General features: G+C 33.6%; 19 protein-coding genes. 2 read left to right on the top strand and 17 right to left on the bottom strand.

Annotated features, from left to right (window positions below; genetic code table 11):
- Positions 1 to 158 precede the first annotated feature (158 nt).
- The gene (locus AAYQ05_RS00935; protein WP_343540557.1) at positions 159 to 557 is read left to right on the top strand and encodes a helix-turn-helix domain-containing protein; all 399 of its coding nucleotides are present in this window, start codon (positions 159 to 161) and stop codon (positions 555 to 557) included.
- A 54-nt stretch (positions 558 to 611) separates the two neighbouring features.
- On the opposite strand, the gene AAYQ05_RS00940 is transcribed toward AAYQ05_RS00935, so the two are convergent.
- The 17 genes from AAYQ05_RS00940 to AAYQ05_RS01020 all read right to left on the bottom strand — a co-directional run bounded on the left by AAYQ05_RS00940 (position 612) and on the right by AAYQ05_RS01020 (position 20,985).
- The gene (locus AAYQ05_RS00940; protein ID WP_343540558.1) at positions 612 to 2,597 is read right to left on the bottom strand and encodes a hypothetical protein; all 1,986 of its coding nucleotides are present in this window, start codon (positions 2,595 to 2,597) and stop codon (positions 612 to 614) included.
- Between the two features lie 9 nt (positions 2,598 to 2,606).
- A complete protein-coding gene (locus AAYQ05_RS00945; protein WP_343540559.1) occupies positions 2,607 to 3,149 on the bottom strand; it encodes a type II toxin-antitoxin system antitoxin SocA domain-containing protein in 543 nt (180 codons plus the stop codon).
- A gap of 317 nt (positions 3,150 to 3,466) precedes the next feature.
- Positions 3,467 to 4,663, bottom strand: coding sequence for a C1 family peptidase (locus AAYQ05_RS00950; RefSeq protein ID WP_343540561.1), 1,197 nt, complete (start codon positions 4,661 to 4,663; stop codon positions 3,467 to 3,469).
- Positions 4,664 to 4,884: 221 nt separating this feature from the next.
- Complete coding sequence (locus tag AAYQ05_RS00955) at positions 4,885 to 6,045, bottom strand: BamA/TamA family outer membrane protein (protein WP_343540562.1); 1,161 nt, start codon at positions 6,043 to 6,045, stop codon at positions 4,885 to 4,887.
- Between the two features lie 79 nt (positions 6,046 to 6,124).
- Positions 6,125 to 7,093 (bottom strand): SphA family protein, encoded by a 969-nt coding sequence (locus tag AAYQ05_RS00960; RefSeq protein WP_343540564.1) that lies wholly within the window; start codon positions 7,091 to 7,093, stop codon positions 6,125 to 6,127.
- A 45-nt stretch (positions 7,094 to 7,138) separates the two neighbouring features.
- Positions 7,139 to 8,314: a helix-turn-helix domain-containing protein gene (locus AAYQ05_RS00965; RefSeq protein WP_343540565.1), complete on the bottom strand. Its 1,176-nt coding sequence runs from the start codon at positions 8,312 to 8,314 to the stop codon at positions 7,139 to 7,141.
- A gap of 130 nt (positions 8,315 to 8,444) precedes the next feature.
- Positions 8,445 to 9,023 carry a DUF4136 domain-containing protein gene (locus AAYQ05_RS00970; RefSeq protein WP_111422276.1) on the bottom strand — a complete coding sequence of 193 codons (579 nt, stop codon included), beginning with the start codon at positions 9,021 to 9,023 and terminating at the stop codon, positions 8,445 to 8,447.
- Between the two features lie 298 nt (positions 9,024 to 9,321).
- Positions 9,322 to 10,722, bottom strand: coding sequence for a DUF2252 domain-containing protein (locus tag AAYQ05_RS00975; protein WP_343540567.1), 1,401 nt, complete (start codon positions 10,720 to 10,722; stop codon positions 9,322 to 9,324).
- A gap of 11 nt (positions 10,723 to 10,733) precedes the next feature.
- Positions 10,734 to 12,182, bottom strand: coding sequence for a DUF1254 domain-containing protein (locus AAYQ05_RS00980; RefSeq protein WP_343540569.1), 1,449 nt, complete (start codon positions 12,180 to 12,182; stop codon positions 10,734 to 10,736).
- A gap of 53 nt (positions 12,183 to 12,235) precedes the next feature.
- On the bottom strand, positions 12,236 to 13,039 hold the full coding sequence (locus tag AAYQ05_RS00985) for a hypothetical protein (RefSeq protein WP_343540570.1): 804 nt from the start codon (positions 13,037 to 13,039) through the stop codon (positions 12,236 to 12,238).
- A 65-nt stretch (positions 13,040 to 13,104) separates the two neighbouring features.
- Complete coding sequence (locus AAYQ05_RS00990) at positions 13,105 to 14,118, bottom strand: HAD family hydrolase (RefSeq protein ID WP_343540571.1); 1,014 nt, start codon at positions 14,116 to 14,118, stop codon at positions 13,105 to 13,107.
- Between the two features lie 61 nt (positions 14,119 to 14,179).
- Entirely contained in the window at positions 14,180 to 15,859 is a 1,680-nt protein-coding gene (locus AAYQ05_RS00995) for an arylsulfatase (RefSeq protein ID WP_343540572.1), read from the bottom strand.
- 595 nt (positions 15,860 to 16,454) lie between these two features.
- Positions 16,455 to 17,888: a pyruvate kinase gene (gene pyk, locus AAYQ05_RS01000; RefSeq protein WP_343540574.1), complete on the bottom strand. Its 1,434-nt coding sequence runs from the start codon at positions 17,886 to 17,888 to the stop codon at positions 16,455 to 16,457.
- 5 nt (positions 17,889 to 17,893) lie between these two features.
- Entirely contained in the window at positions 17,894 to 18,382 is a 489-nt protein-coding gene (locus AAYQ05_RS01005; RefSeq protein ID WP_095930692.1) for an IPExxxVDY family protein, read from the bottom strand.
- Between the two features lie 125 nt (positions 18,383 to 18,507).
- Positions 18,508 to 19,248 (bottom strand): ribonuclease III, encoded by a 741-nt coding sequence (gene rnc / locus AAYQ05_RS01010; protein WP_177211413.1) that lies wholly within the window; start codon positions 19,246 to 19,248, stop codon positions 18,508 to 18,510.
- A 9-nt stretch (positions 19,249 to 19,257) separates the two neighbouring features.
- The gene (gene fabF / locus AAYQ05_RS01015; protein WP_343540575.1) at positions 19,258 to 20,511 is read right to left on the bottom strand and encodes a beta-ketoacyl-ACP synthase II; all 1,254 of its coding nucleotides are present in this window, start codon (positions 20,509 to 20,511) and stop codon (positions 19,258 to 19,260) included.
- A gap of 237 nt (positions 20,512 to 20,748) precedes the next feature.
- Entirely contained in the window at positions 20,749 to 20,985 is a 237-nt protein-coding gene (locus tag AAYQ05_RS01020) for an acyl carrier protein (RefSeq protein WP_007137004.1), read from the bottom strand.
- Positions 20,986 to 21,160: 175 nt separating this feature from the next.
- Between AAYQ05_RS01020 and purN the strand changes: the two genes are divergently transcribed.
- Positions 21,161 to 21,724, top strand: coding sequence for a phosphoribosylglycinamide formyltransferase (gene purN / locus AAYQ05_RS01025; RefSeq protein WP_343540577.1), 564 nt, complete (start codon positions 21,161 to 21,163; stop codon positions 21,722 to 21,724).
- Positions 21,725 to 21,760: the final 36 nt, after the last annotated feature.

Consider the following 21,760-nt stretch of genomic DNA (forward strand, 5'->3'; position numbering starts at 1 on the left):
TTGGTTACAAATAATTATTGTACGAAAAATTGTATTTTTGTTTCGGCTAAATAAACGATAGAATACATTCTAACAAAACATCTGATTTGGTAATTCACCAAAAAAGATAGTCTTTCACCAATATCCTAATTTTTAAGGATTTTTAATATCTTTGAAGTATGAGCACAGCAACAAAACCAAAACATATCGGGAGAAACATAAGCCGCATTCGTGAGCTTAGAGGAATGAAACAAGAAGCACTTGCCATTGCTATTGGCATGAGCCAACAGACGATTTCTAATATTGAAGGAAGCGAAACAATAGACGACGAAAAACTAAATGTCATTGCAGAAGCTTTAGGAGTTTCCGTTGATTCAATAAAAAGCTTCTCAGATGAAGGTGTCGTTAATTATTTTAATAATGTATATGACAACGATATCACTGATAGTATTGTTAATGCAAATGCCCTAGAATGCACTTTCAACCCGATTGATAAAATTGTGGAACTTTATGAGCGTTTGGTTCAAGCTGAAAAGGATAAAGTGGAGTATTTGGAGAGGTTGATGAAAGGGAAATGATTCATAAATCTTATCAACGGTATAAAACTTAAAAATTATCATCCCATAATCTATTCATTTTTTTGGAAACAAAGCTTTCTCATTTTTTTTAGGATGAGTAATTTGATTATCCTTATTATTTACAGATTTACTTTTATCGTTTTTTACAGTTTCGGTTTTGCTTGTTTTTTGACTATTAATAGCGTATATACAAGACAGTATAATTAAAAGTAAAGCAAAAAAAGAAAAAATATAAATAGTATTTTTCCTAAACTCACTTACTCCTTTTCTAATTGAAAAAATAATCAACAAAAACATACCTAACGAGCCTGCAATCGATATAAAAAAGAGCAATGCTTTCCATATATTATCAATAAATGCAAGTGCAGGAATTGATGCCATAATAAAGGTTATTATAGCAGAGAAAACACCTATTACCTCTATAGATTTAAAATCATTATCTTTTAATGAATCTGTCGTTGTTTTAATTATTGAGAACTCTTTTGTTAAAGATGTAATAACCTTAATTGAGGTTGACAACTTATTGTATTTCATAATTAAATCATCAAAGTTATCTTGGCTTTCCACTCTTGACAAAGGCAAAACAAAAGACGAAGAATAGTAAACCTTTGGCAACTCAGGTATTATGCAATCTACCAAGCTTTCAGTATAGGGCAATTGAAACACACAATGATAATGATTTTTTGACCAATTTAAATTTTTGCTATATGCCTGAATTACCGTTTCAACTTTCTCAATTAATAAATTCGTTGAAGTAATACTATCTAAACCTTCTCTAGTATTATAGCTCAATTCAATCTTACGAAGTAGAAAATCAATGTATTTATATTCTACAAAAAAATTATCTATTTTTGTTTTACTCTGAAACGAATCAATTTTCTTTTTCAAATTAATTATATCATTTTCATCAACATCATCTTGAATTAAGAGTGATGAAAATTGATTGTTTAATGCATAAGCATAAATTTTATTGTAGGTATGCGTCTCCAATGTCACAGTTAACATACGCTTTTCTACCTCACTTACAATTTCTGAAAGATTTACGTAATTAGGATTTACATCTTTATAATATTTAATCAGCTTATGAATATCAAGAATAGAAACCTCAGAAAGGTTAACTCTATTTATATTATTTATATCTGTTTCTATTTTAGATTTCCACTCTCCTAGTTCATAATGTGATTCCAGATATTCTTGCCATTTTGACAGTGTAGTTTCTTGACTTCTATTTATTGCATTTTTATCAATAAAAGTTAATTCCCCATCAGTTAAATAGCTTTTCATATATATATGGTTTTTTTTACCATACAATGTTCTTTGTCTAATCTCCCATTTATATTTCAAATACTGCACCTTTTCTCTAAGTACTACTGAAAATTGATTTGGAGTTGATGGAGGTAGAGTTGCATTTTTGATATGAAGTTCGATTTCAATCAAATCTTGATAAAAACCAATATCATCCCTCAAAAAATGATCGTATCTTGTTAAACCAATAGTCAAATTAAAAAATTCAAGCTTCTCCTTTATTGTTATTTCTAGATTTGTATCATTGATTAGCTTAGATACTGTAGGATTTGAAACTGATATAATATCAATATTGGGATATTTAGAAAGAGTTTCTAAAAGTTTATAAAATGTTTTATAAAGATTAATTGCTATTTTAGTTGAGCCAACTAAATTATTTTTAATTTCAGAATCGAAAACGGCTTGAATTGTTTCATCTCCAAAATAACTGAAATTTCTATTTATGAAATCATCTAATTTCTGAAGCTCAGAACCAAATTCATTATTTGAAATATATTCACCACTTAATACGGAAATTATAAGTGAATCAAAAAAGAAGTCTATCGAATCATTAACAGCTTCTTTTAAACGATCCTTATCCACTTGTTGAACAACATTCCCAATAACACCTTCTCCTTCAGGAACAATAGTCTCGGGCAAAGTATTTTCAACTTCACTGATATATGTATCCGCCCAATTCTCTGGAAACTTTTCAGTTAATGCCTGCAGTATTTTATTAATTCTATGATTTTCCAATAAAGACAGTTATAAACTATAAATTTTTTCTTCAGATTTAATACACTCTTTATCTATTGGAAAACTTTTATTGAATGATTTTAAAGCTTTATTGTAAAAATATTGCCATGAATACCAACTATGGCTAAGATCAACCAAATTGAACGAAGAATATTTTATCAAATTAAAATTAGTATTTTTTAATTTAGTTACTGAATCATCTATTCTTTGTCTTAATTTAGCATCGACAGTTTCTGGATCGAAATCTCTTATTTCTGTCCTATAGTTATTGATGATAATGTTTTGAAGATCTCCTTTTTTAATAATAGAATACACTTCACTTTCTACATGACCATAAGGCATGGCTACAAAATTTTGAAAAACGTCATCTAATAAAGTGTCATTAGAATCCTTCGTAGCATTAACTGCAGAAACAAAAAAAAGAAGCTTCAAAGCTTTTAGCACACTAATATCATTATCATCATTAGATATAGCATAAGCGCTTTTATACCATTCAACTAACTTGTATAGTAAATATTCAAAAGCCTGTCTTTTAACTTCAGCTTGTGCCATTATTTTTTAATATTTTTAAAGGTGTGCAAATGTAGAAAATTTAAGTTGAGTAAATATAACTATTTTTCACTTATCCTAAAAAACTCAACACAGTAATCTTCAGCAGATTCAGTTAAAAACAATTAATATAGGTTTTGTAATTCAACTTAAATTATTTTTATAAATATACGAAAAATAACACATGTTTCACTCTTGCCTTAAAATTGTCAAATGCTATTTTAAAGTATAATCGTTTTCAATCAATTTACATATTAAAAAAGCGCCGCAATCTAAAGATTACGGCGCTTTTCTATTTTCTTTAAAAACTCTCAGGTCAATTAAACCCCTAATTTCTTAGCAATTTCAGCAGGAATTCCTCCTTTGTTTACTAGTAATGCAGTAGTTTTATATTTTACGAAGTTCTTAGTTACAAACAAGAAACCTTTGTAGTCGTTTGTTTCTCCCCAAGAATTTTTTACAATATAATATTCTTTTCCAGTTTGATCTTTTGCAAGACCAATAATGTGCATTCCGTGGTCGTCTGTTGTAGTGTAGTTATCAAACGCAGCCTGACGCATTTCTGGAGTAATTTCTGGCTCTGCTTTTGGTCCGTTAAACATGTCTGCTTTTTCTTCAGCCGTCATGTCGTCGAATTTTTTAGACGCTACATAAGCTACACCGTTTTTCCAGCTAAAGCTTTTCTCGCTAACATCTGTTGCCCAAGCTACAGTATATCCTTTTTTAAGTGCATTGTCGATAACGTCTGTCATATCGTTCAATTTTACGTTGTAAACTTGATCCAATGACCAGTTGTCTGGCACCATCATAGTTGTTTTCTGGTAGTATGGAGCATTTGTAAAAGATGACATTTCTACATACTCGTCTGGGTTAATTCCTACTACTTCTTTAGCAAAAGATTGTGGAGTATAGTTTTTTCCTTTGTATGTAAAGTTATCTGGCACTTTTCCTAAATAAGAATCAATAACAGCTGAATATGCTTTTTGCCAGTTTGGAGTCAATTCTCCGTTCGGGTTTTTAACCACTGCGGCAAGAACACCTTCTATAAGAGCGCCCATTTCAGCAAATTTGTTTTTGTCTGTTCCGTAGTTTAATCCTGTGTAAACTTCTCTAGGCACAGTTCCGTATTTTTTGTACATGTTAATTACATCGTGTAAAGCTCCTCCGTCTCCAAGTGTAATTGCTCCGTGCATACGAACATAGTTGATCCCTTTTTCTACATACACGTTTCTTGCAGAATAAATTTGAGATAGCTCAACAGGCTGTTTTCCTAAACGAATCATTTCTGACTCTAAGAATGAGTTTGTTGAGTAGCTCCAGCAAGTTCCAGATGATCCTTGAGATTTTACCGATGTTGTTCCTAGGTTGATTACTTCTGTAAATTTGAAGTTCTCTTTACTTTTGTCGCTTGCATTTAGTTTAAGTGAATTTACTAAGACGTCTTGCGCAAAACAGCCTGCAGTTCCAGCCAAAAAGATTGAAGCGGCAAACACTGATTTGAATGAAAATGTATTCATAAGTTATGTTTAAGATTTAACAAAATTAGTCTCCAATGTTTCCAATTTGTTACAAAACAATTAAATATTATACAATTTGTGTAATGTTTAATTGTTAATATTTTCTTAACGGCATAAATTATTAAGGTATTTAACACAAAAAAGCCTCAATAACACGTTATTAAGGCTTTTTAGGTTTATTATTTATAAATTAACTTCTTACAAGTTTTTTGCTTTTCTGGCTATCGCATCCAGTTACTTCCAAAAACGATATAGTACGCCCATTCTTCATTTCCTTTGGCCACATCGACTCCCATACGAAGTTTGAATTTTCTGGCAATGAGGTATCTAAAACCAGTTCCGTAGCTGTAAACAACGGGTTTTGCAAAGGCTTGATCCCAATCGTTAAAGGCGCTTGCGAGACCTCCAAATCCCATGAGGCTCCATCTTCGGTACAAATCCCATCTAAATTCGAGTTCAGATACAATGCTTGTTTTTCCCATATAACGGGCAGCAGGAATTCCTCGCATGTTAATTCCAGGCTGTAAATAAAAAGGCGGACTCCCCAACGCCTGCTCTCCTTCAATCCTTAGTCCGCCAATTAGAGTTTTCGCCAACGGATAATATCCAATTGCCGATAAATTGATACGCCATGCCTGATAATCGCTTCCCAGCGCCTTGTCTGACCAGAAAAAATCGGTCTGAAGCCTTATTCCTTTATCTGGCGTAAATATATTGTCACGTCCGTCAAACTGAACCGCGGCTCCAAGCTGACTTATGGTACTTTTAATATCTTTAGGATTTACAAATGGTGGCGGAAGATCTAAATCGGGCAGGTTTATTTTAGAATTTAAAAATAAATACTGCGGTCCTGCGCTCCATTTGGCATTATTAAATTGTTTGAGCCATTGCGTATAAAAAATAGTCGATTTAAAATTGAGCTTAAATTCTTCGTCTTTCTGGTTGGGCAGATTATTGGCATAAAAGGATAAATTCATATCGCCATAAGCCGCAAAAGCACGATAGAGAATTTTAGGTTTTACAAGTGTTGCAGAACGAAAAGCTCCTGCAAGCCAGCTTTTGTTGGCCGTATACATTCCGATTCCTCCTGTTATATCAGGATTTACAAATCGTTTTCTTCCGTCTGCTTCGATTACGGGAGCGCGTTTTTTTAGAAAAATTGGGGCAACTGCACCTCCAAATCCTCCTACGGCTGGTTCTGTAATAATGGTTGGCACGACTATGAATCCGTTGGCATAAATAAGAAAATCACTTAAATCGAAAGCTCCGTCTAAAGAATCTTTTAAAACAGTTTGATGCTTTTGTGCATTTAAAAAATTAAACGATACAATCATGCAAAGCAAAAACAGAACGCTTTTATTTGTTGTTTTTTTGTTTTTCATAGACTATTTATCGTTTTAGATTTAAATTTTTATTTCATCGCAAAAAAATCTTGAAATCTACTGAAATACAATTCAGAAATTATTTTTTATTAAAGTTGAAAACGTGTGCCAACGTTATAAAAAAGGTATTTCCCTGAAATCTGTTTACTGCATTTACTTCTCCAATCCATCTAAAACCAGCCGAAGTCATACTGCCTATGTGCAAATAATTAACCTCAGCTCCCAGTCCGCCCACTTTATCTTTGTCTGGTTCAATAACCAAAATACTTCCTACAGGAATTCTGTCGTTTGACACTTTATATTGCAGGTAATAAATCAAACCCGCATTGAATATGCCTTTTGGCGCGGTTTTTTCGGCATTCATGCAATAAAATGTTTTTCCTAAACCGCCTTCAATGCTTAAGATATCTCCTGTTTTAATATCGGTATCTTTCTTTCTTCCGTTGATTTCATAAGCAGCCAAAGCTGAAAAATGGAATGTTTTCTTGTCATTAAAATATAAAGTTGTTCCTGCCGAAAATTCATTCATAAACATTCCTAAACCACTATTATTACTAGCTCCCAATTCATATTTTCCTGTTGGAAGATACAATTGATAACCGAAAACAAAGTCGGCTCTTTTATTGTGCCAGCCTAACTGAACGGGCTGTATGTACATATCTGTAAAAGCAAAATCGCTTTTAGAATCAACATAACTTCCTTGAATAGTGTTAGACGCACCCGCCAGCAAAATTGTGGCTCCGTAATTGGCGCCCAAAATTTTAAAATCGGTTACATAATTAGCTCCAACACCTGTTATGAACATAGTAAGATCGGGATTTCCAATATTGTCTCCGTTGCCATTTCGCAAAGAAGATGCGGCATAAATATAACCTGGAATATAGACGCTCAAGGTTTTCTCTGGAGCCTGAGTTCCCGATTGCAATCCCATAGCACCAAGAATATGTCCTCCTTTTAATTGTGCATTACAATAAACAGAAATCAATACCATTATTACCGCAAAAACTGACTGCACTTTTCTTCCCGAATTATCAATTTCTAATTTCATGGCAGAATATTTTAAATTAAGATGATGCAATAGCCTTTACTAATTTTACTTGAAGTAATATGATCCTGTACGATCCGGATTTATTCTGATGGTTTTAAAATATTCGGAAGGAGATTTCCCAGTATGCTTTATAAATGCTCTAAAACAAGTTGTTCGGGATTTAAAACCAGAACCCCAAGCCATGCCTTCTAAAGATAAATCTTTCCATTCTGGATCGTTTATTTTATCTTTAAAATATTCAATCCTTTTAAGGTTTACATAATCCTGAAAATGAAGTCCGAATTCAGAATTAATCAAATTGGATAAATGGTGTACCGATATTCCTGTTTCGTCTGCCAAATCTCTGATTACAAAATCTTTCTTTAAAAACAGATTTTTAGAGTTTAAAACATAATCCAGTTTTAAAAGGTATTCTTCTCGTTTTTCTAACGTTAATTCGTTTGTTATTGGAAGTGTATTTTTGGTCTCTTTTGTTTTTACCACTACAGTATTGTCTACCACAAAATCGAATGTTTCTTCTTCGTCGTGAAAAATCTGAGGTCTGAAATAAAGCCATCCAACAGTAAAAAACAATACCGATGAAATCAAGAAATAACAAGAAAGGTCTACAACTCCAACTTTTCTTGATAAAAAATGATGCACAAAAAGTGCCGAGAAAAGAAACAAAATCATAAGGTTATAAACCCTAATCCAGTTGATTACTTTGGCTCGATGAAATTGGTTGCCTTTAAATTTTTTCAGATCATAGTTTAAAATCAACATGGTTTGAAAAAAGACATAGGAAAGCCAAATGGTCAAGGTTAAAATAGAAAACGGATTTCTGATTTTTGCTGCTATAAAATCGACGATTTTTAGATTAGTAAAACTTCCAATGTATACAAAAAGCGTTAAGGTGAAGTATACTGTAAAAGGAATAAAATGCATCCAGTCGTATTTTCTGAAACTTTTGTCTAACGTTAAAATATTTCGAACATATAAAAAAGAACAAGGTGCTGCCAGAAAAATAAAGGATTTTGTAATAATAAATAAATCTGGAAATTCTTTGAAGATATTGGCCGATAAATAAAAATTGTAGATACTCACTACCGCCAGACTCAGCAGAAACATTCCTAAAAAGAAACTTTTTGAGTAATTTTTTTTGGAAAATAAAACCATAATTGCAGTAGCAAGGCCAGCAATTGTGGCTATAAAAAAGAAAAGGGAAAGTAAAATATCGATCATTTTTTTAAGCTTAATTTGAGTAAATAATTATTTTTCTTAAAATCTTAAAAATAGAATACGATGGGGGCGTATGTAGGAAGAGAAACACTGTACTTGCCAAAGTATGGCAAGTACAAATGTTTTATTGCAATTATTTCTTAACTGCTCCTGGAGGGAAACCAGTTAATATTTTTTTGATTGCGTCGTTTATAAATTGTTCGGGATTATCTGGTCTGCTGTCAATCTCGGCATTTCCGATTCCTTGCCAAACCAGCTTGTCTGTTTTTGTAGATACGATATCTATAACCAAGGAACCATCAACATAATCGTAAGTATTAAATGTTGTATTGGCACCGCCCATCATAGCGCCGCCTCCCCAATATCCGTATGGACGATACATTCCGCCATAACCGTAAAAGTCTGTGTTAGCACTAACCGATGTTTTGTTTTTTAGGATAGAAACGGCATTCACTTTTAAGTCAGGATTACTAGATTCTGTAAATCCTTTTGCCAGCATTTCGTTTCGAATTGCTTTTGCAACACGATCAACATTTAACTGATTTACTTGGCCTTGCTGCGCTTTTAAGTCATAAACCGCAAAAGTTTTGTATTCGCTGAAGTTAGCAGAATGATCATAATCAGTTGTAACTTTTACAGTTGGAGAGCAGCTGTAAAATAAACCCAAAAATAAGACTGGGATTATACGAAGACTTGTTCTTTTAATATTCATGTTGTGGTATTTATTAAATTAATAATTAAATCAGTTTAACTCATGTATTAAAATCGTAAAAATCTTGAACGTGGGGCGGAACAGATGTCAATAATTGCTCGTATAACACAAACCATTACTAAACAATTACTTAGATCACTCTCAAAGATAAATCATTTTCTTTAATTAACAGTATTAAATAAATAAAATCTTACTTTGTGGTTTTCAAGCATATTTTGTTCAATATTTTAAGATTTTTTAAAGTTTTATTTACTTTGTACAGCTACATATCTGTTCTATTTCTTTTAATTATAAAGAATCAGATTTCTGCAGCTATTGGTAGTTTTCCATGCTTTATCGCTTCGAGCATTTTATTATAATCCGATTCGTTTTGATCGGCGTACAAAACCGAAAATTCTGAAATGGCATCGGCAAACTCGTTTGTATCTCCAATATAACCCGAAATTAAAGACGGATCTCCCGAACGTGCGTGAGCTCTTGCAAGCGCCCATCCGCAAGCTTTGGCATATTCTGCCATATTTTTGGACTTCATAACTTCTAGAACCGGTTTTACTTTGGCATCTCTTAGCTGACGGATGTAGAAGAATCTATCTTTGCTATCGTCTGTCCATCCTAAAAACATATCCGATGCAGACTGCATTAGCTTTTGTCCCATTACAATACGTTCGCCTTGATGGCTGTATTTTCCTTTTGCTTTTACATTTCCTTCCAAGACGCTTTTTCGGGCTTCTTTAAACTGTAAAAAAATAGGTTCTCCTGTTGCCGACATTAGCAGACTAATGCCACACAATGTTCCAACACTGCCAACACCCACTACTTTTATAACAATATCATGAAGCTTATATCTGCTTAATAAAACCTGTTTTTCTTCCGAGAGGGATTCCAAATATCTATTATGAATAATTTCGCCTTCTTTTGCCACTTGTTTTTCAAGTTCTCCTGTTGGGTGAAATATCAAGGGTGGATCGTCTTTTATACGTGCTCTAGCTCCGTCAAAATAGGTCATCTTTGCAAACTCCTTTTCGTGAGCGGTATACTCTGATGCCTTTTTAATTCTTTTCTGGTCAAATTCTTTAAATTCTTTATCTCGGCCTAATTCGATCAGTTCTGCTAAATCAATATCGGCATACCAGATTTGAAGTGCAGATAATTTACTATAATCCAACATATGCCTTTTATAGCTATCTGCAACATTCCAAGCAAATTCTTTACAGTTTTTATGGGAGAATTTTCGCCATCTTCCGGCAATAACAAAACTTGCAGCCAGTCTTTTTACATCCCACTCCCACGGTCCAGGAAAAGTTTCGTCAAAATCATTAATATCAAAAACCAATTTGCGTTCTGGAGTTGCAAATCCGCCAAAATTCATCAAGTGGCAATCACCGCAAAGCTGGAGATTTATTCCAGATACAGGAGTATGAGCCAAATCGGCAGCCATGATAGCAGCGGCGCCTCTGTAAAATGCAAAAGGAGATTCCATCATTCTTCTATACCGAATAGGCAACAGACTTTCAACTCTTCCTTCGCTGGTCTGAATCAAAATATCTACTGGATTTTTACGGTTTTTTAAAGAATTCCATTCCCTGTGTTTCTCCAAAGGAATTTTCTTTCTAATCGAAGCTCCTTTTTCATAACGTTCTGCCTTTGATGCAATCGGGTTAAATGGGGTTTCGGCTGTATGTTTTGAATCTTCGGTCATATCTAATGGTTTTATTTCACTTCTGTCAAATCGCCCATTTTCCAAGTTTTTTCAAAAAATCCTTTTTCTGGACCATAGAAACGAGCCAACAATTCAAATTTCCCTTTTGGATCTGTCGGAACCCAGTTTGACTCTTTTCCAGCAGGAGCTTTTGCACCAAAATAAATATCTACTGAACCATCGCTGTTTTTTTGAAGTCCAGGCGATGTTGAAGCACGACTGAAATATTTCATGTCTTTTATTAAAGCATGCGTTTCACGATCATAAGCCGTTACAGACCAATATAATTTTACAGGAACATTTGGAGGCAAGTGCAATTGATACAATTTTGAGCCATCAAATTCTTGTCCTTTATCGTCTTTTATCGACACTAAATAAAATTGTCCCGTTCCTAAATGTTTTGAGCTAAAATAGGCCATAGAATAAGCAACTGCTCTTTCTCCAACAGGATAAAAGTTTGGTATTGTATAATTTGAACCTATCGCTTTTACAAAATCGGGCGAAACTGGCAATGCCCAATTTGTGCCATCATAAAAAGGTGGTTTAAAAGCATTTTGATATTGCAAATCAATCCAAGTGTGGGCATCTTTTATTGCTGCGTTAAGAATTTCTTTTTTTCTAGCATCTGCTTCAAAAGGTTTTCCTTTTTCAATTCCAATTGATTTTAAATAATCAACCATTACTAAATCACGATTCAGCCATGGTTCACGTTGCACAAATTGATTTAAAAGCTCGAAAAAATGAAAATTATAAGGTATAACATTATTAAAAGGAGTATTTAATAAATCTAAAAACTGTGTTGCAGGCGGAGCACCTGCCTGAGAATAAGGATAAATTTTAATGCGTTTTCCATAATCGATTGCTCGTTTAAGATCTGCTGGACTTCCATCTGTAATATTGGAACGTAAAATTGCAAAACCAGTATAAGTTGAAGATGGCATCGGAATATATCCTGACGGTACTTTATCTTTATAATCTGGTGGCAAAATCAGGTATTTCCCTCCCTTTCCTTTGTCTACACCTGCTGGACCAATATCTTCTATTGCAGTCTGCCATCCGTCATCTAAACTTCCTGTGATTGATGAAGCGCCTTCGGCTGGCGGAATCTCTAATACAACTGGGCCTTTTCTGGTATCGTATAACGGATTGATGTACACCACATCTGGATTTGGTGTTAGTGTCTGATTTTTTGAATTTATAAGTCCCGACCAGTAAATTACTTGATTGAAATTGCCTTTTGCGCTAATTAAACTTTCATTTAACAATTCAAAATTAACCGCTGGTACTCCCCAAATTACAGTTTCTATTGCACGATTATAAATTACTTGTTCTTGTAGATTAGCTGGTTTGAAAGTACTTGAAGTAGATTCTGCAGAAGCCGTTTCTGTTTTTTCTGTCGAAGTTTTATTGCAAGAAATAAATAAAGCAATAAGAAAAAGTGAAAATATTTTAGTCTTCATTTTATATACGATTAAAAATTAAAATGATATTTTCTAAAAACTCTTGCGAAAGATTATTGTGGAAATATAAATGCTACGACCGCTCTTAATCCCCAATCTGGTTTTATAGACTGGTGTCCAACGATTGGTATTAAAGGCATAACAGCAAATTGCATCGTCTGACCTCCTAATTTTGTAATTGCACCAACGTTTGGACTAAGAGTTATAAGAGTTGTATTTCCTTGCCAGTTTTGCGTTATTTCTGAAGTAACACCTAGACTTGCGCCACTTTTATAGCTATGTGTTAGAAATATTTGGGTATAAAACTGATTGAAATCTGCTCTGTCGGCATTTCCTGCAACAGACCAAATTTGATTGGCCAAAAAACCTATAGAAAGCCCTTTGCCTTGATGCATGACCAAAACGCTTGGTCCAATTCCGAATTTTTCTGTTCCTAAAAATTTTTCTGTCGCAGTTGGCACTAAAAAAGCAGGACCAATTCCATAAATTAATTTTTTACTTTTTGGCGCAAAAAATGCTGTTACTGTTGCATCGCTTAAACCAAATTCATGAGTGTTTTCTCCTGTAACATCTTGCTGATCTACAACCGGAAGAATATAGCGAGTAATTAAATTTAAATTTTCACTCAGCTTAAAAGGAACAACAGGCTGTATATTAATCTGGTATTTTATTCCATTATAAGGACCAATTCCATAAGTAAGATTATTTTGCAACGGGACACTAATTAAACTTGCTACAGGATTTGCCATTTTATCGGCAAGTTCTTGTGCACTGTTTCCTGATTTTGCAGCTTCTTCCTGAGCCGAAATTGTAAAAGTTACAAGCATCAATGCTATTGCTAAAAAAGAATTTTTCATACGGCTTAAATTTATTTACTAAAAAAACTTCGACTCTTTAACCTTTATACGGCAAACTTTTTTATTTAATCTGCAAAAACTTTTTTCCAATCTTTCTGCATATCTACAACATGCCACTTGTTTTGAGCTGCAGCATTTAATGATGTATTATCCTTTTCTTGATATTTATATTCTCTTATAGAATCATTATGATTTACAAGCAATTGAAAAGAAGGATATTTATTTCCTTGAGAATATTTCAGCATCGCAATATCGCCTGCACCACCTTCGTTACCACAAGCAAAAACAGGTCGCTGTCCAATGTGCAACTGAATACCAACTGGTTTTCCTTCTTTATCATTAAAATGATCTAAAGCTGCTTCTCGCTGTACTGCATTTTTAGCTGCATCATATTTATATTTAAAAGAAGTTCCTACCACCTGATCTTTCGGAATTCCATAAAAATCTTGAGATATTGCTCGTACGACTTCGATTGTTCCGCCAGTAACGATATAGGTTTTGAATCCGTTAGCACGGAGATAGTTCAATAGCTCTAATTGAGGCTGATAACGCATTTGTTTTACTGGAACATTTTTACCCGGATATTGTGCCGTTTTAAAAAAGTCATTAACAGAAGCTTCAAATTCATCTTCGGTCATTCCAGTATGAGTTGCTGCAACGAGTTCTATAAGTGCTTTATCACCTCCTTTTTCGAAGAACGTTTTGTCTTTCTCTATAACTGCCTTAAAAGGCTGTTTTTGTGCCAATTCAGGTTTTGTTTCTACCATCTTTTTAACTCTATAAAAAGCAAAAAGTTCTTGAACGTATGGTTTTTCAGCCCATAAAGTCCCATCGTTATCAAAGGTCGCAATTCTGCTTTCTACCGGAATAAAATCTGGACTTCCTTCTTTGGTTACTTTTTCAACATAAGCAATAATATCTTTTTTTAACGCTCCATCATTCCAGCTTGGCAACGGATCACCATTTGTTGCAGTAGTTTCTGCTTGTTTATTTTCTGTTGGAGAAGTTACTGTATCCGATTTTTTACAGGAAAAGAAAAACAAAACCACCAACGACAATATATATATACTTTTTTTCATGATGTTTTTATGTTAGTAAAAGAGATTCAGATTTTTCAACCTGAATCTCTTTTTAGATTATTTATTTTTTCTTTTTTGAAGCTGTCTCTTCTTCTTTTACTTTAGGCAAAACATTTTTCTCTATATATTGTTTTGCTTTGATATCTTTCATAGCTTCTTCCATAATAGTATAAGCAGAGAAGCTTGGCGGAATTGATCTTGGAGGATATTCTTTGAATGTTTCTGCAAAAACAACTACATCTTGTATTGCTCCGTACATCATTTGCACATGATTTAATTGCCATTCCCAAAATGAATTTGAAGTTATATCGGCTCTTTCATAAGGATCTTGGTACAAATTAAATATCTTTTGCAGACGAAGTTTTGTAAACGGCTCTGCCCAAACTCCCATTGTACCTTCTAAGCGTTGCTCCGCAAAAACATATTTATAATCTCCTTCTCTCAAACCTACCAAAAGTCCGTCATCATCTGTATAAAAGAATTTATCTCTAGCACTTTTTGGAGTTTTACCTTCTAAAAATTTACTTTGATCAAAACCGTCCAAATGCACTTTGTATGTTTTTCCATTTGCGGAGTAACCTTTTAAAAGTTTATTGACAATATCTGGCTCTCCTGCAATTGAAGCGAATGTAGGAATCCAGTCATTATGGCTCATCAATTCAGTAGTTACAGTTCCTGGTTTGATATGCCCTGGCCAGCGTACAATACATGGTACACGGAAAGCTCCTTCCCAGTTAGTATTTTTTTCTGAACGATATGGTGTCATTGCTGCATCTGGCCATGTATTCATATGAGGACCATTATCTGTAGAATACACTACAATCGTATTATCAGCAATTCCTAAATCATCCAATGCTTTCAAGATGCTTCCAATAGTTTCATCATGTTCGATCATACCATCAATATATTCGCTATCTCCATGTGTATATCTTCCTCTATGCTCTTTTCTAACATGCGTACGCAGGTGCATACGAGTAGCGTTGAACCAGCAGAAAAATGGTTTTCCAGATGCACTTTGTCTCTTGATAAAATCGATTGCTGCTGCAGAAGTTTCATCATCAACGGTTTCCATTCTTTTTTTAGTAAGTGCTCCTGTGTCTTCAATTTTTTGTTTTCCTACTCTACCAAAACGAGGATCAGTTGTTGGATCATCAACATTTGTTGCTGTACATTTTAAAACCCCTCTAGGTCCAAATTTTTTCAAATATTCTGGATCTTTTGGATAATCTGGTAATTCTGGCTCTTCTTCCGCATTTAAGTGATACAGATTTCCAAAGAATTCATCAAAACCATTAACTGTTGGTAAACTTTCATTTCGGTCTCCTACGTGATTTTTACCAAATTGTCCCGTTACATATCCTAAGCTTTTCATAATTCCTCCTACAGATGGATCTAGCTGACTCATTCCCATGGGAGCTCCAGGAAAACCTACTTTTGTAAGACCAGTACGAAGACCATGCTGTCCCGTTAAAAATGCCGCACGTCCGGCAGTACAACTTTGCTCTCCATAATAATGTAAAAACCTTAGTCCCTCATTAGCCAAACGGTCAATATTAGGGGTTGTATATCCCATAACTCCATCACTATAGGCACTAATATTAGTCGTTCCAATATCATCACCCCAAAGCACCAGAATATTTGGTTTTTTGCTCTGTGCTGTAACAGAAACTCCCGAAAAAAACAGCAATGCCAATACCTTTAAAGTATCTGCAAATCCGCACTTAAATTTGACTTGTTTCATGATAATAAAAATTCGTTAATGATTCTTGTTATTTATATGAGCTTGAAAATCCAAAAAAACAAATGGGGAAAATGGTACGCTTTCAAAAAATACTCTCCACCAAGGTTGCATTTTTTTGATGTGTTTCAAATTCATTTTATTTTAAAATCTGAAACAGAATATTTTTAACTTTTTCTTAAGTATCTCAAATTAACTAATAAAAGAGCGAACAATCATGTTTATTCGGCATGAGCTTGTTTCATTTTATAAAATGAAACAAGATAATTGGAGAATTTGCACCAAAATGTTTCATTTTACAAAATGAAACATATCAAACTAACAGAAAATTAAGAAGTTATGTTTTTGGCTATAACAGAGTGGAAAGAGAGCAAAAAATAGCTTGAGGTGATTTTCTGTATAGATATTTTTTGAAATTTTAGTGAAATGAAACAAAAAAAATCTTTTTTTTCGTCTAAAATTTTATCAGATTATCAGAAAATTAAGTCATAAAATGACCCGGAAAAGACAAAATATCAAATTCGAAAAGTATTTTACTTTTATAAAACAAAAAGCCGCTTAAAAAATAAGCGGCTTTTTAAAATTATTTGAAGGATTGTTATTCGATTTCAGAAACTCTCATCGTGTTAACCATTCCTTTATCTTTAATTGGCATTGCAGCAAGGTTGATTAAATAATCTCCTTTTTGCGCATAACCTTTCTCGATTGCAATTTGATTTACATCTGTCACAGTATCGTCTGTACTTTCTTCATTATCATAGTAGAAAGATTTAACTCCCCATAATAAATTCAATTGTGTTAAGATTCTTCTGTTTGAAGTAAATACTAAAATATGAGCTGTTGATGGTCTCCAAGCCGAAATTTGGAACGCCGTATAACCGCTATTTGTCAAAGTACAAATTGCTTTAGCTTCGATTTCATTTGCTAATAAAGCTGCTTGGTGGCAAACTGTTTTAGTAACGAAACGTTTAGTTTTGATTTGTGGTGTATTTTGAGGAACTTGAATAAGCGGAGAATTTTCTACAGCTTCGCAAATTTGTGCCATTCTTTGAATTACTTGTACTGGATAGTTTCCTGTAGCAGTTTCTCCAGATAACATTACAGCATCTGCTCCGTCCATTACTGAGTTAGCAACGTCGTTTACCTCTGCTCTAGTTGGAGTTAAACTTGTAATCATTGTCTCCATCATTTGAGTCGCAACGATAACAGGAATTCTAGCCGTTTTAGCTCTTCTGATCAAATCTTTTTGCACCAACGGAACTTCGTGAGCTGGAAGCTCAACACCAAGATCTCCACGAGCAACCATTAAACCATCACAATATGCTACAATTTTATCCATGTTCTCAAGAGCTTCTGGCATTTCAATTTTAGCAACGATTGGAATTTTAACATCTGAATGTTTTGCGATTAATTCTTGTAAATCTTGTAAATCACGTGGTGTTTTCACAAATGAAAGTGCGATCCAGTCTACTTTTTGCTCAACGGCAAAAATCGCATCTGCAATATCTTTTTCAGTTAAAGCTGGTAAAGAAATTTTTGTGTTTGGAAGATTAACTCCTTTTTTAGATTTTAATTCTCCACCTTGAATAACTTTAGCAACAACCTCAGTTTTTTTATCTGTAGAAACAATTTCGAAAATAAGTTTACCATCATCAAGCAAGATACGCTCTCCTGGGTTCACATCATTTGGGAAATTTTGATATTTCATGAACACTCTTTTTGATGTTCCGATAATATCTTCAGCAGTTGTAAAAGTGATTTCGTCTCCATCATTTACAACAGTACCTTCTTCCATTACACCAACTCTAAGTTTTGGTCCTTGCAAATCCCCAAGGATAGCAGTTGTGTAACCAAACTCTTCGTTTAAGCCTCTAATGATATTGATTTTTTCTTTTACTCCTTCATAATCTGCATGCGAAAAATTGATTCTAAACACATTAACACCTGCATCGATCATATCTTTAATGATCTCTCTTGTACTACAAGCGGGGCCAAGTGTAGCAACAATTTTGGTTTTCTTGTTTGTTAACATTTTTTTTAAAAAATTAGATTGTTTTTTGATTTTATTTTATCAGTATCCACAGCATAAATAGCCGCAATACTTTCTATTGTGTTTAATTTTTGTTGAATTTCTGAAAAATTAAGCGCCTCTTCGCTATTATCAATTTTCAGGAAAAAATCGACTTTCTTGAATTCAGGAAGTAAATGAATTGTTGTAGAAACCTCACTTGTTTCATTAGAAAACAAATTCTGGAAATCATTTGTACTCACAGAAATGATTTCATTTTTATTCTGAATTAAATTCCAGGAAACAGCTTTTTCTTCATCATAATAATAGAATCTGGAAAAATTTGCTTCACCTTCCTTAGTTTGAGCATGGATCTCGTTTTTGCTCTTACTTAAGTTGATCGGAAGGATTTTATTGATAAAATAGGCCAATCTATAATCTTCTAATGAAGTATGAATTGCCATTAAATAATAATCAATTTCGTCAAATTCGTCTAAATCCAATTTATGAATAGCCATGTCTTGAAAAATCAAGTTGTAAATATACTATTTCTAAACGGAGCTTCAACAGTTATGACATGCTTGTTTTGTTAAATTATAAACGAAAACGTTGTAGCATTGTGATAGTTACAACATTTTTGCAGCTATTTCTTGTCAATTTTTTCTTGAAACGCAAAATAAGCTCTCTGAGAGGCTTTCTCTTCGGCTTTCTTTTTTGAAGTTGCTCTCGCTCTCGCAACAACTTTGTCATCAATACTTAATTTAACACCAAATAATCGCTGGCCGTCTATTCCGTTATCTTCAAAAATGTCATAATGAAAAACTCTTTTTTCTTTCTGGCACCATTCGATAACGAGACTTTTATAACTAATAACTTTTCCTTCTAGTCGCGCAATATCGACATAAGGAGTCACTACTCTTTTTTGAATAAATTTTTCGCAAAAAGAATAGCCTTTATCTAAATAAATAGCTCCTATAAGAGATTCAAAAATATTACCGTGAATGTTTTCTCCAAAATGCTGAATTGGCACTTTGCTTTCTACAAATTGCACTAAATTTAAATCTTTACCTAATTCATTCAAATGTTCACGGCTCACAATTTTAGAACGCATTTTGGTTAAATAACCTTCATCGCCATTTGGAGCTTTATTAAACAAATGCGCAGCAATGACAGCACTTAACATAGCATCTCCTAAAAATTCTAAACGCTCATAATTAATAGGATGCCCATTCTGATCTAATTTATTAGATGAACGATGTGTAAATGCACGTCTGTAAAAATCTATACTTGAAGGCTGAAAACCAAGAATTTTCTGAATAGTGTCAAAAAAAATCCCGTCTTCTAGAGAACGGGATTTAGAAAATATTTTTTTGATAATATTCATATACAGAAATTAGTCAACTAATTTTTTAAATAATACGCACGCATTGTGTCCACCAAAACCAAATGTATTACTCATAGCAACATTTACTTCTCTTTTTTGAGGTTTGTTTAGAGTAAGGTTTAAAGATGGATCAATATTTTCGTCAACAACTGTATGGTTAATCGTTGGAGGAACAATTCCGTGTTGCATGGCCAAAATCGAAGCAATTGCTTCAATAGCTCCAGCCGCACCCAATAAGTGTCCTGTCATTGATTTTGTAGAGTTGATGTTGATGTTTTTAGCGTGATCTCCAAAAACTTTGCTAATCGCTTTTAATTCAGCAACGTCTCCTAATGGAGTAGAAGTTCCGTGAGTATTGATATGATCCACTTGATCAGGAGTCATACCAGCATCTCTCAATGTGTTTTCCATTACTGCAATAACTCCAATTCCTTCTGGATGTGGCGCAGTTAAGTGGTAAGCATCAGATGACATACCTCCACCACCAATTTCGCAGTAGATTTTTGCACCTCTGGCTTTAGCATGTTCGTAATCTTCAAGAACTAAAGCTCCTGCTCCCTCTCCTAAAACGAAACCATCTCTGGTTGCATCAAAAGGTCTTGAAGCTGTTTCTGGACTTTCGTTTCTTGTTGATAAAGCGTGCATTGAGCTAAATCCTCCCATACCAGCAATTGTAACAGCAGCTTCAGAACCACCAGAAACAATAACATCGCACATTCCTAAACGAATGTAGTTGAAAGCATCGATTAATGCGTTTGCAGAAGATGCACAAGCAGAAACCGTAGTATAATTTGGTCCCATATACCCATTACGCATAGAAATATGTGCAGGAGCAATATCGGCAATCATTTTAGGGATAAAGAAAGGGTTGAACTTTGGAGTTCCATCACCTTTTGCATAATAAAGCACTTCATCTTGGAAAGTTTCTAAACCTCCAATTCCAGCTCCCCAGATAACACCAACTCTTTGTTTGTTTACGTTATCATTTGTGATTCCTGCATCTTTAATAGCTTCATCACTGGCAGCAATTGCATATTGTGCAAATTTATCTAATCGACGAGATTCCTTACGATCCATGTAATCTTCAATATTGAAGTTTTTTACTTCGCAGGCAAATTTCGTTTTATGCTTTTCTGTATCATAATATGTTATAGGAGCCGCTCCGCTAACCCCATTCACAAGTGCGTTCCAATATTCTTGGATATTATTCCCGATAGGAGTAAGTGCACCTAATCCTGTTACAACAACTCGCCTTAATGCCATAAATATGTGTTTTGTACTTTAAACAAATAAAACCCACGCTTTCTTAACTTATTGTTACTTAAGAGCCATGGGAATTACAATATAAATATATCTTTTTGATTGAAAACCAATCGAAATTTAAATTTTAAAAAAATAATAACACCCGATCCTTAAAAATTTCAAAAATCAAAAATCAAAATCCAACCTGGAATTTGGAATCTCAAAAATTGGGACTTTTAGAAATCGGGTGTGGTATTATTATTTTTTTGCTTCTTCGATATAAGAAATAGCTTGACCAACAGTAGCAATGTTTTCTGCTTGATCGTCCGGAATTTGAATATCAAATTCTTTTTCGAATTCCATAATAAGCTCAACAGTGTCTAATGAGTCAGCTCCTAAATCATTAGTGAAGCTTGCTTCTGTTACAACTTCGTTTTCGTCAACACCTAATTTGTCTACGATAATCGCTTTTACTCTTGATGCAATGTCTGACATAATCTTTAATTTTAGAATTTAATTTGTTGGCAAAAATAAAAAACTTTATTTTAAAACAACTATTTAGTTTATAAATGTGACACTAATTTATAAAATTAATTTCAAGAAAGGTCTTTTAAAGCTATTTATTTTCAATTTTTATTCCGTTTTTTGCAGTCTTAAAACACGCAGCTTTATGAAAAAAATTATCGTTTTTGCCTCAGGATCAGGAACTAACGCAGAGAACATTATAAAATATTTTTCGAACACCGAAATTGCAAAGGTCGTTTCGGTCTTTACAAATAATGCTTCGGCAAAAGTGATTGAAAGAGCAAAAAATCATCAAATTCCAGTCGAAATCTTCTCAAAAAACGAACTTTTAGAGAGAAATGTATTACAAAAAGTACAGGAAATCGACCCAGATTTGATAATTCTGGCTGGTTTTTTATTGAAGTTTCCCGAAAACATCATCGAACAATATCCAAACAAAATAATAAACATACATCCGGCACTTTTACCTAATTATGGTGGAAAAGGAATGTACGGAATGCACATACATAGAGCTATAGTTAATAATAAGGAAAAAGAAACCGGAATCTCAATTCATTACGTTAATGAAAATTATGACGAAGGCGCTATTATATTTCAAGCAAATGTGGCCTTAACAGACCAAGACACTCCAGAAACCGTTGCAGAAAAGATTCATGAACTGGAACAAAAACATTTCCCAGAGATTATTCATAAAATATTAGAACAATAAATTGTTTAGATTGTTAGACTTCTTAGACATAAGACT

It is taken from the genome of Flavobacterium movens, from assembly GCF_039581425.1.
GTDB classification, from domain to species: Bacteria; Bacteroidota; Bacteroidia; order Flavobacteriales; family Flavobacteriaceae; genus Flavobacterium; species Flavobacterium luteolum.

Excerpts from the sequence above, each read along its gene's own strand:
- fabF (WP_343540575.1), bottom strand. The coding sequence starts at position 20,511 with ATGGCATTAAGGCGAGTTGTTGTAACAGGATTAGGTGCACTTACTCCT.
- AAYQ05_RS01020 (WP_007137004.1), bottom strand. The coding sequence starts at position 20,985 with ATGTCAGACATTGCATCAAGAGTAAAAGCGATTATCGTAGACAAATTA.
- AAYQ05_RS00945 (WP_343540559.1), bottom strand. The coding sequence starts at position 3,149 with ATGGCACAAGCTGAAGTTAAAAGACAGGCTTTTGAATATTTACTATAC.
- AAYQ05_RS00980 (WP_343540569.1), bottom strand. The coding sequence starts at position 12,182 with ATGAAGACTAAAATATTTTCACTTTTTCTTATTGCTTTATTTATTTCT.
- AAYQ05_RS00995 (WP_343540572.1), bottom strand. The coding sequence starts at position 15,859 with ATGAAACAAGTCAAATTTAAGTGCGGATTTGCAGATACTTTAAAGGTA.
- AAYQ05_RS00950 (WP_343540561.1), bottom strand. The coding sequence starts at position 4,663 with ATGAATACATTTTCATTCAAATCAGTGTTTGCCGCTTCAATCTTTTTG.
- AAYQ05_RS00955 (WP_343540562.1), bottom strand. The coding sequence starts at position 6,045 with ATGAAAAACAAAAAAACAACAAATAAAAGCGTTCTGTTTTTGCTTTGC.
- pyk (WP_343540574.1), bottom strand. The coding sequence starts at position 17,888 with ATGTTAACAAACAAGAAAACCAAAATTGTTGCTACACTTGGCCCCGCT.
- AAYQ05_RS00935 (WP_343540557.1), top strand. The coding sequence starts at position 159 with ATGAGCACAGCAACAAAACCAAAACATATCGGGAGAAACATAAGCCGC.
- AAYQ05_RS00965 (WP_343540565.1), bottom strand. The coding sequence starts at position 8,314 with ATGATCGATATTTTACTTTCCCTTTTCTTTTTTATAGCCACAATTGCT.
- AAYQ05_RS00970 (WP_111422276.1), bottom strand. The coding sequence starts at position 9,023 with ATGAATATTAAAAGAACAAGTCTTCGTATAATCCCAGTCTTATTTTTG.
- purN (WP_343540577.1), top strand. The coding sequence starts at position 21,161 with ATGAAAAAAATTATCGTTTTTGCCTCAGGATCAGGAACTAACGCAGAG.
- AAYQ05_RS00975 (WP_343540567.1), bottom strand. The coding sequence starts at position 10,722 with ATGACCGAAGATTCAAAACATACAGCCGAAACCCCATTTAACCCGATT.
- AAYQ05_RS00990 (WP_343540571.1), bottom strand. The coding sequence starts at position 14,118 with ATGAAAAAAAGTATATATATATTGTCGTTGGTGGTTTTGTTTTTCTTT.
- AAYQ05_RS00985 (WP_343540570.1), bottom strand. The coding sequence starts at position 13,039 with ATGAAAAATTCTTTTTTAGCAATAGCATTGATGCTTGTAACTTTTACA.
- AAYQ05_RS00960 (WP_343540564.1), bottom strand. The coding sequence starts at position 7,093 with ATGAAATTAGAAATTGATAATTCGGGAAGAAAAGTGCAGTCAGTTTTT.
- rnc (WP_177211413.1), bottom strand. The coding sequence starts at position 19,248 with ATGAATATTATCAAAAAAATATTTTCTAAATCCCGTTCTCTAGAAGAC.
- AAYQ05_RS01005 (WP_095930692.1), bottom strand. The coding sequence starts at position 18,382 with ATGGCTATTCATAAATTGGATTTAGACGAATTTGACGAAATTGATTAT.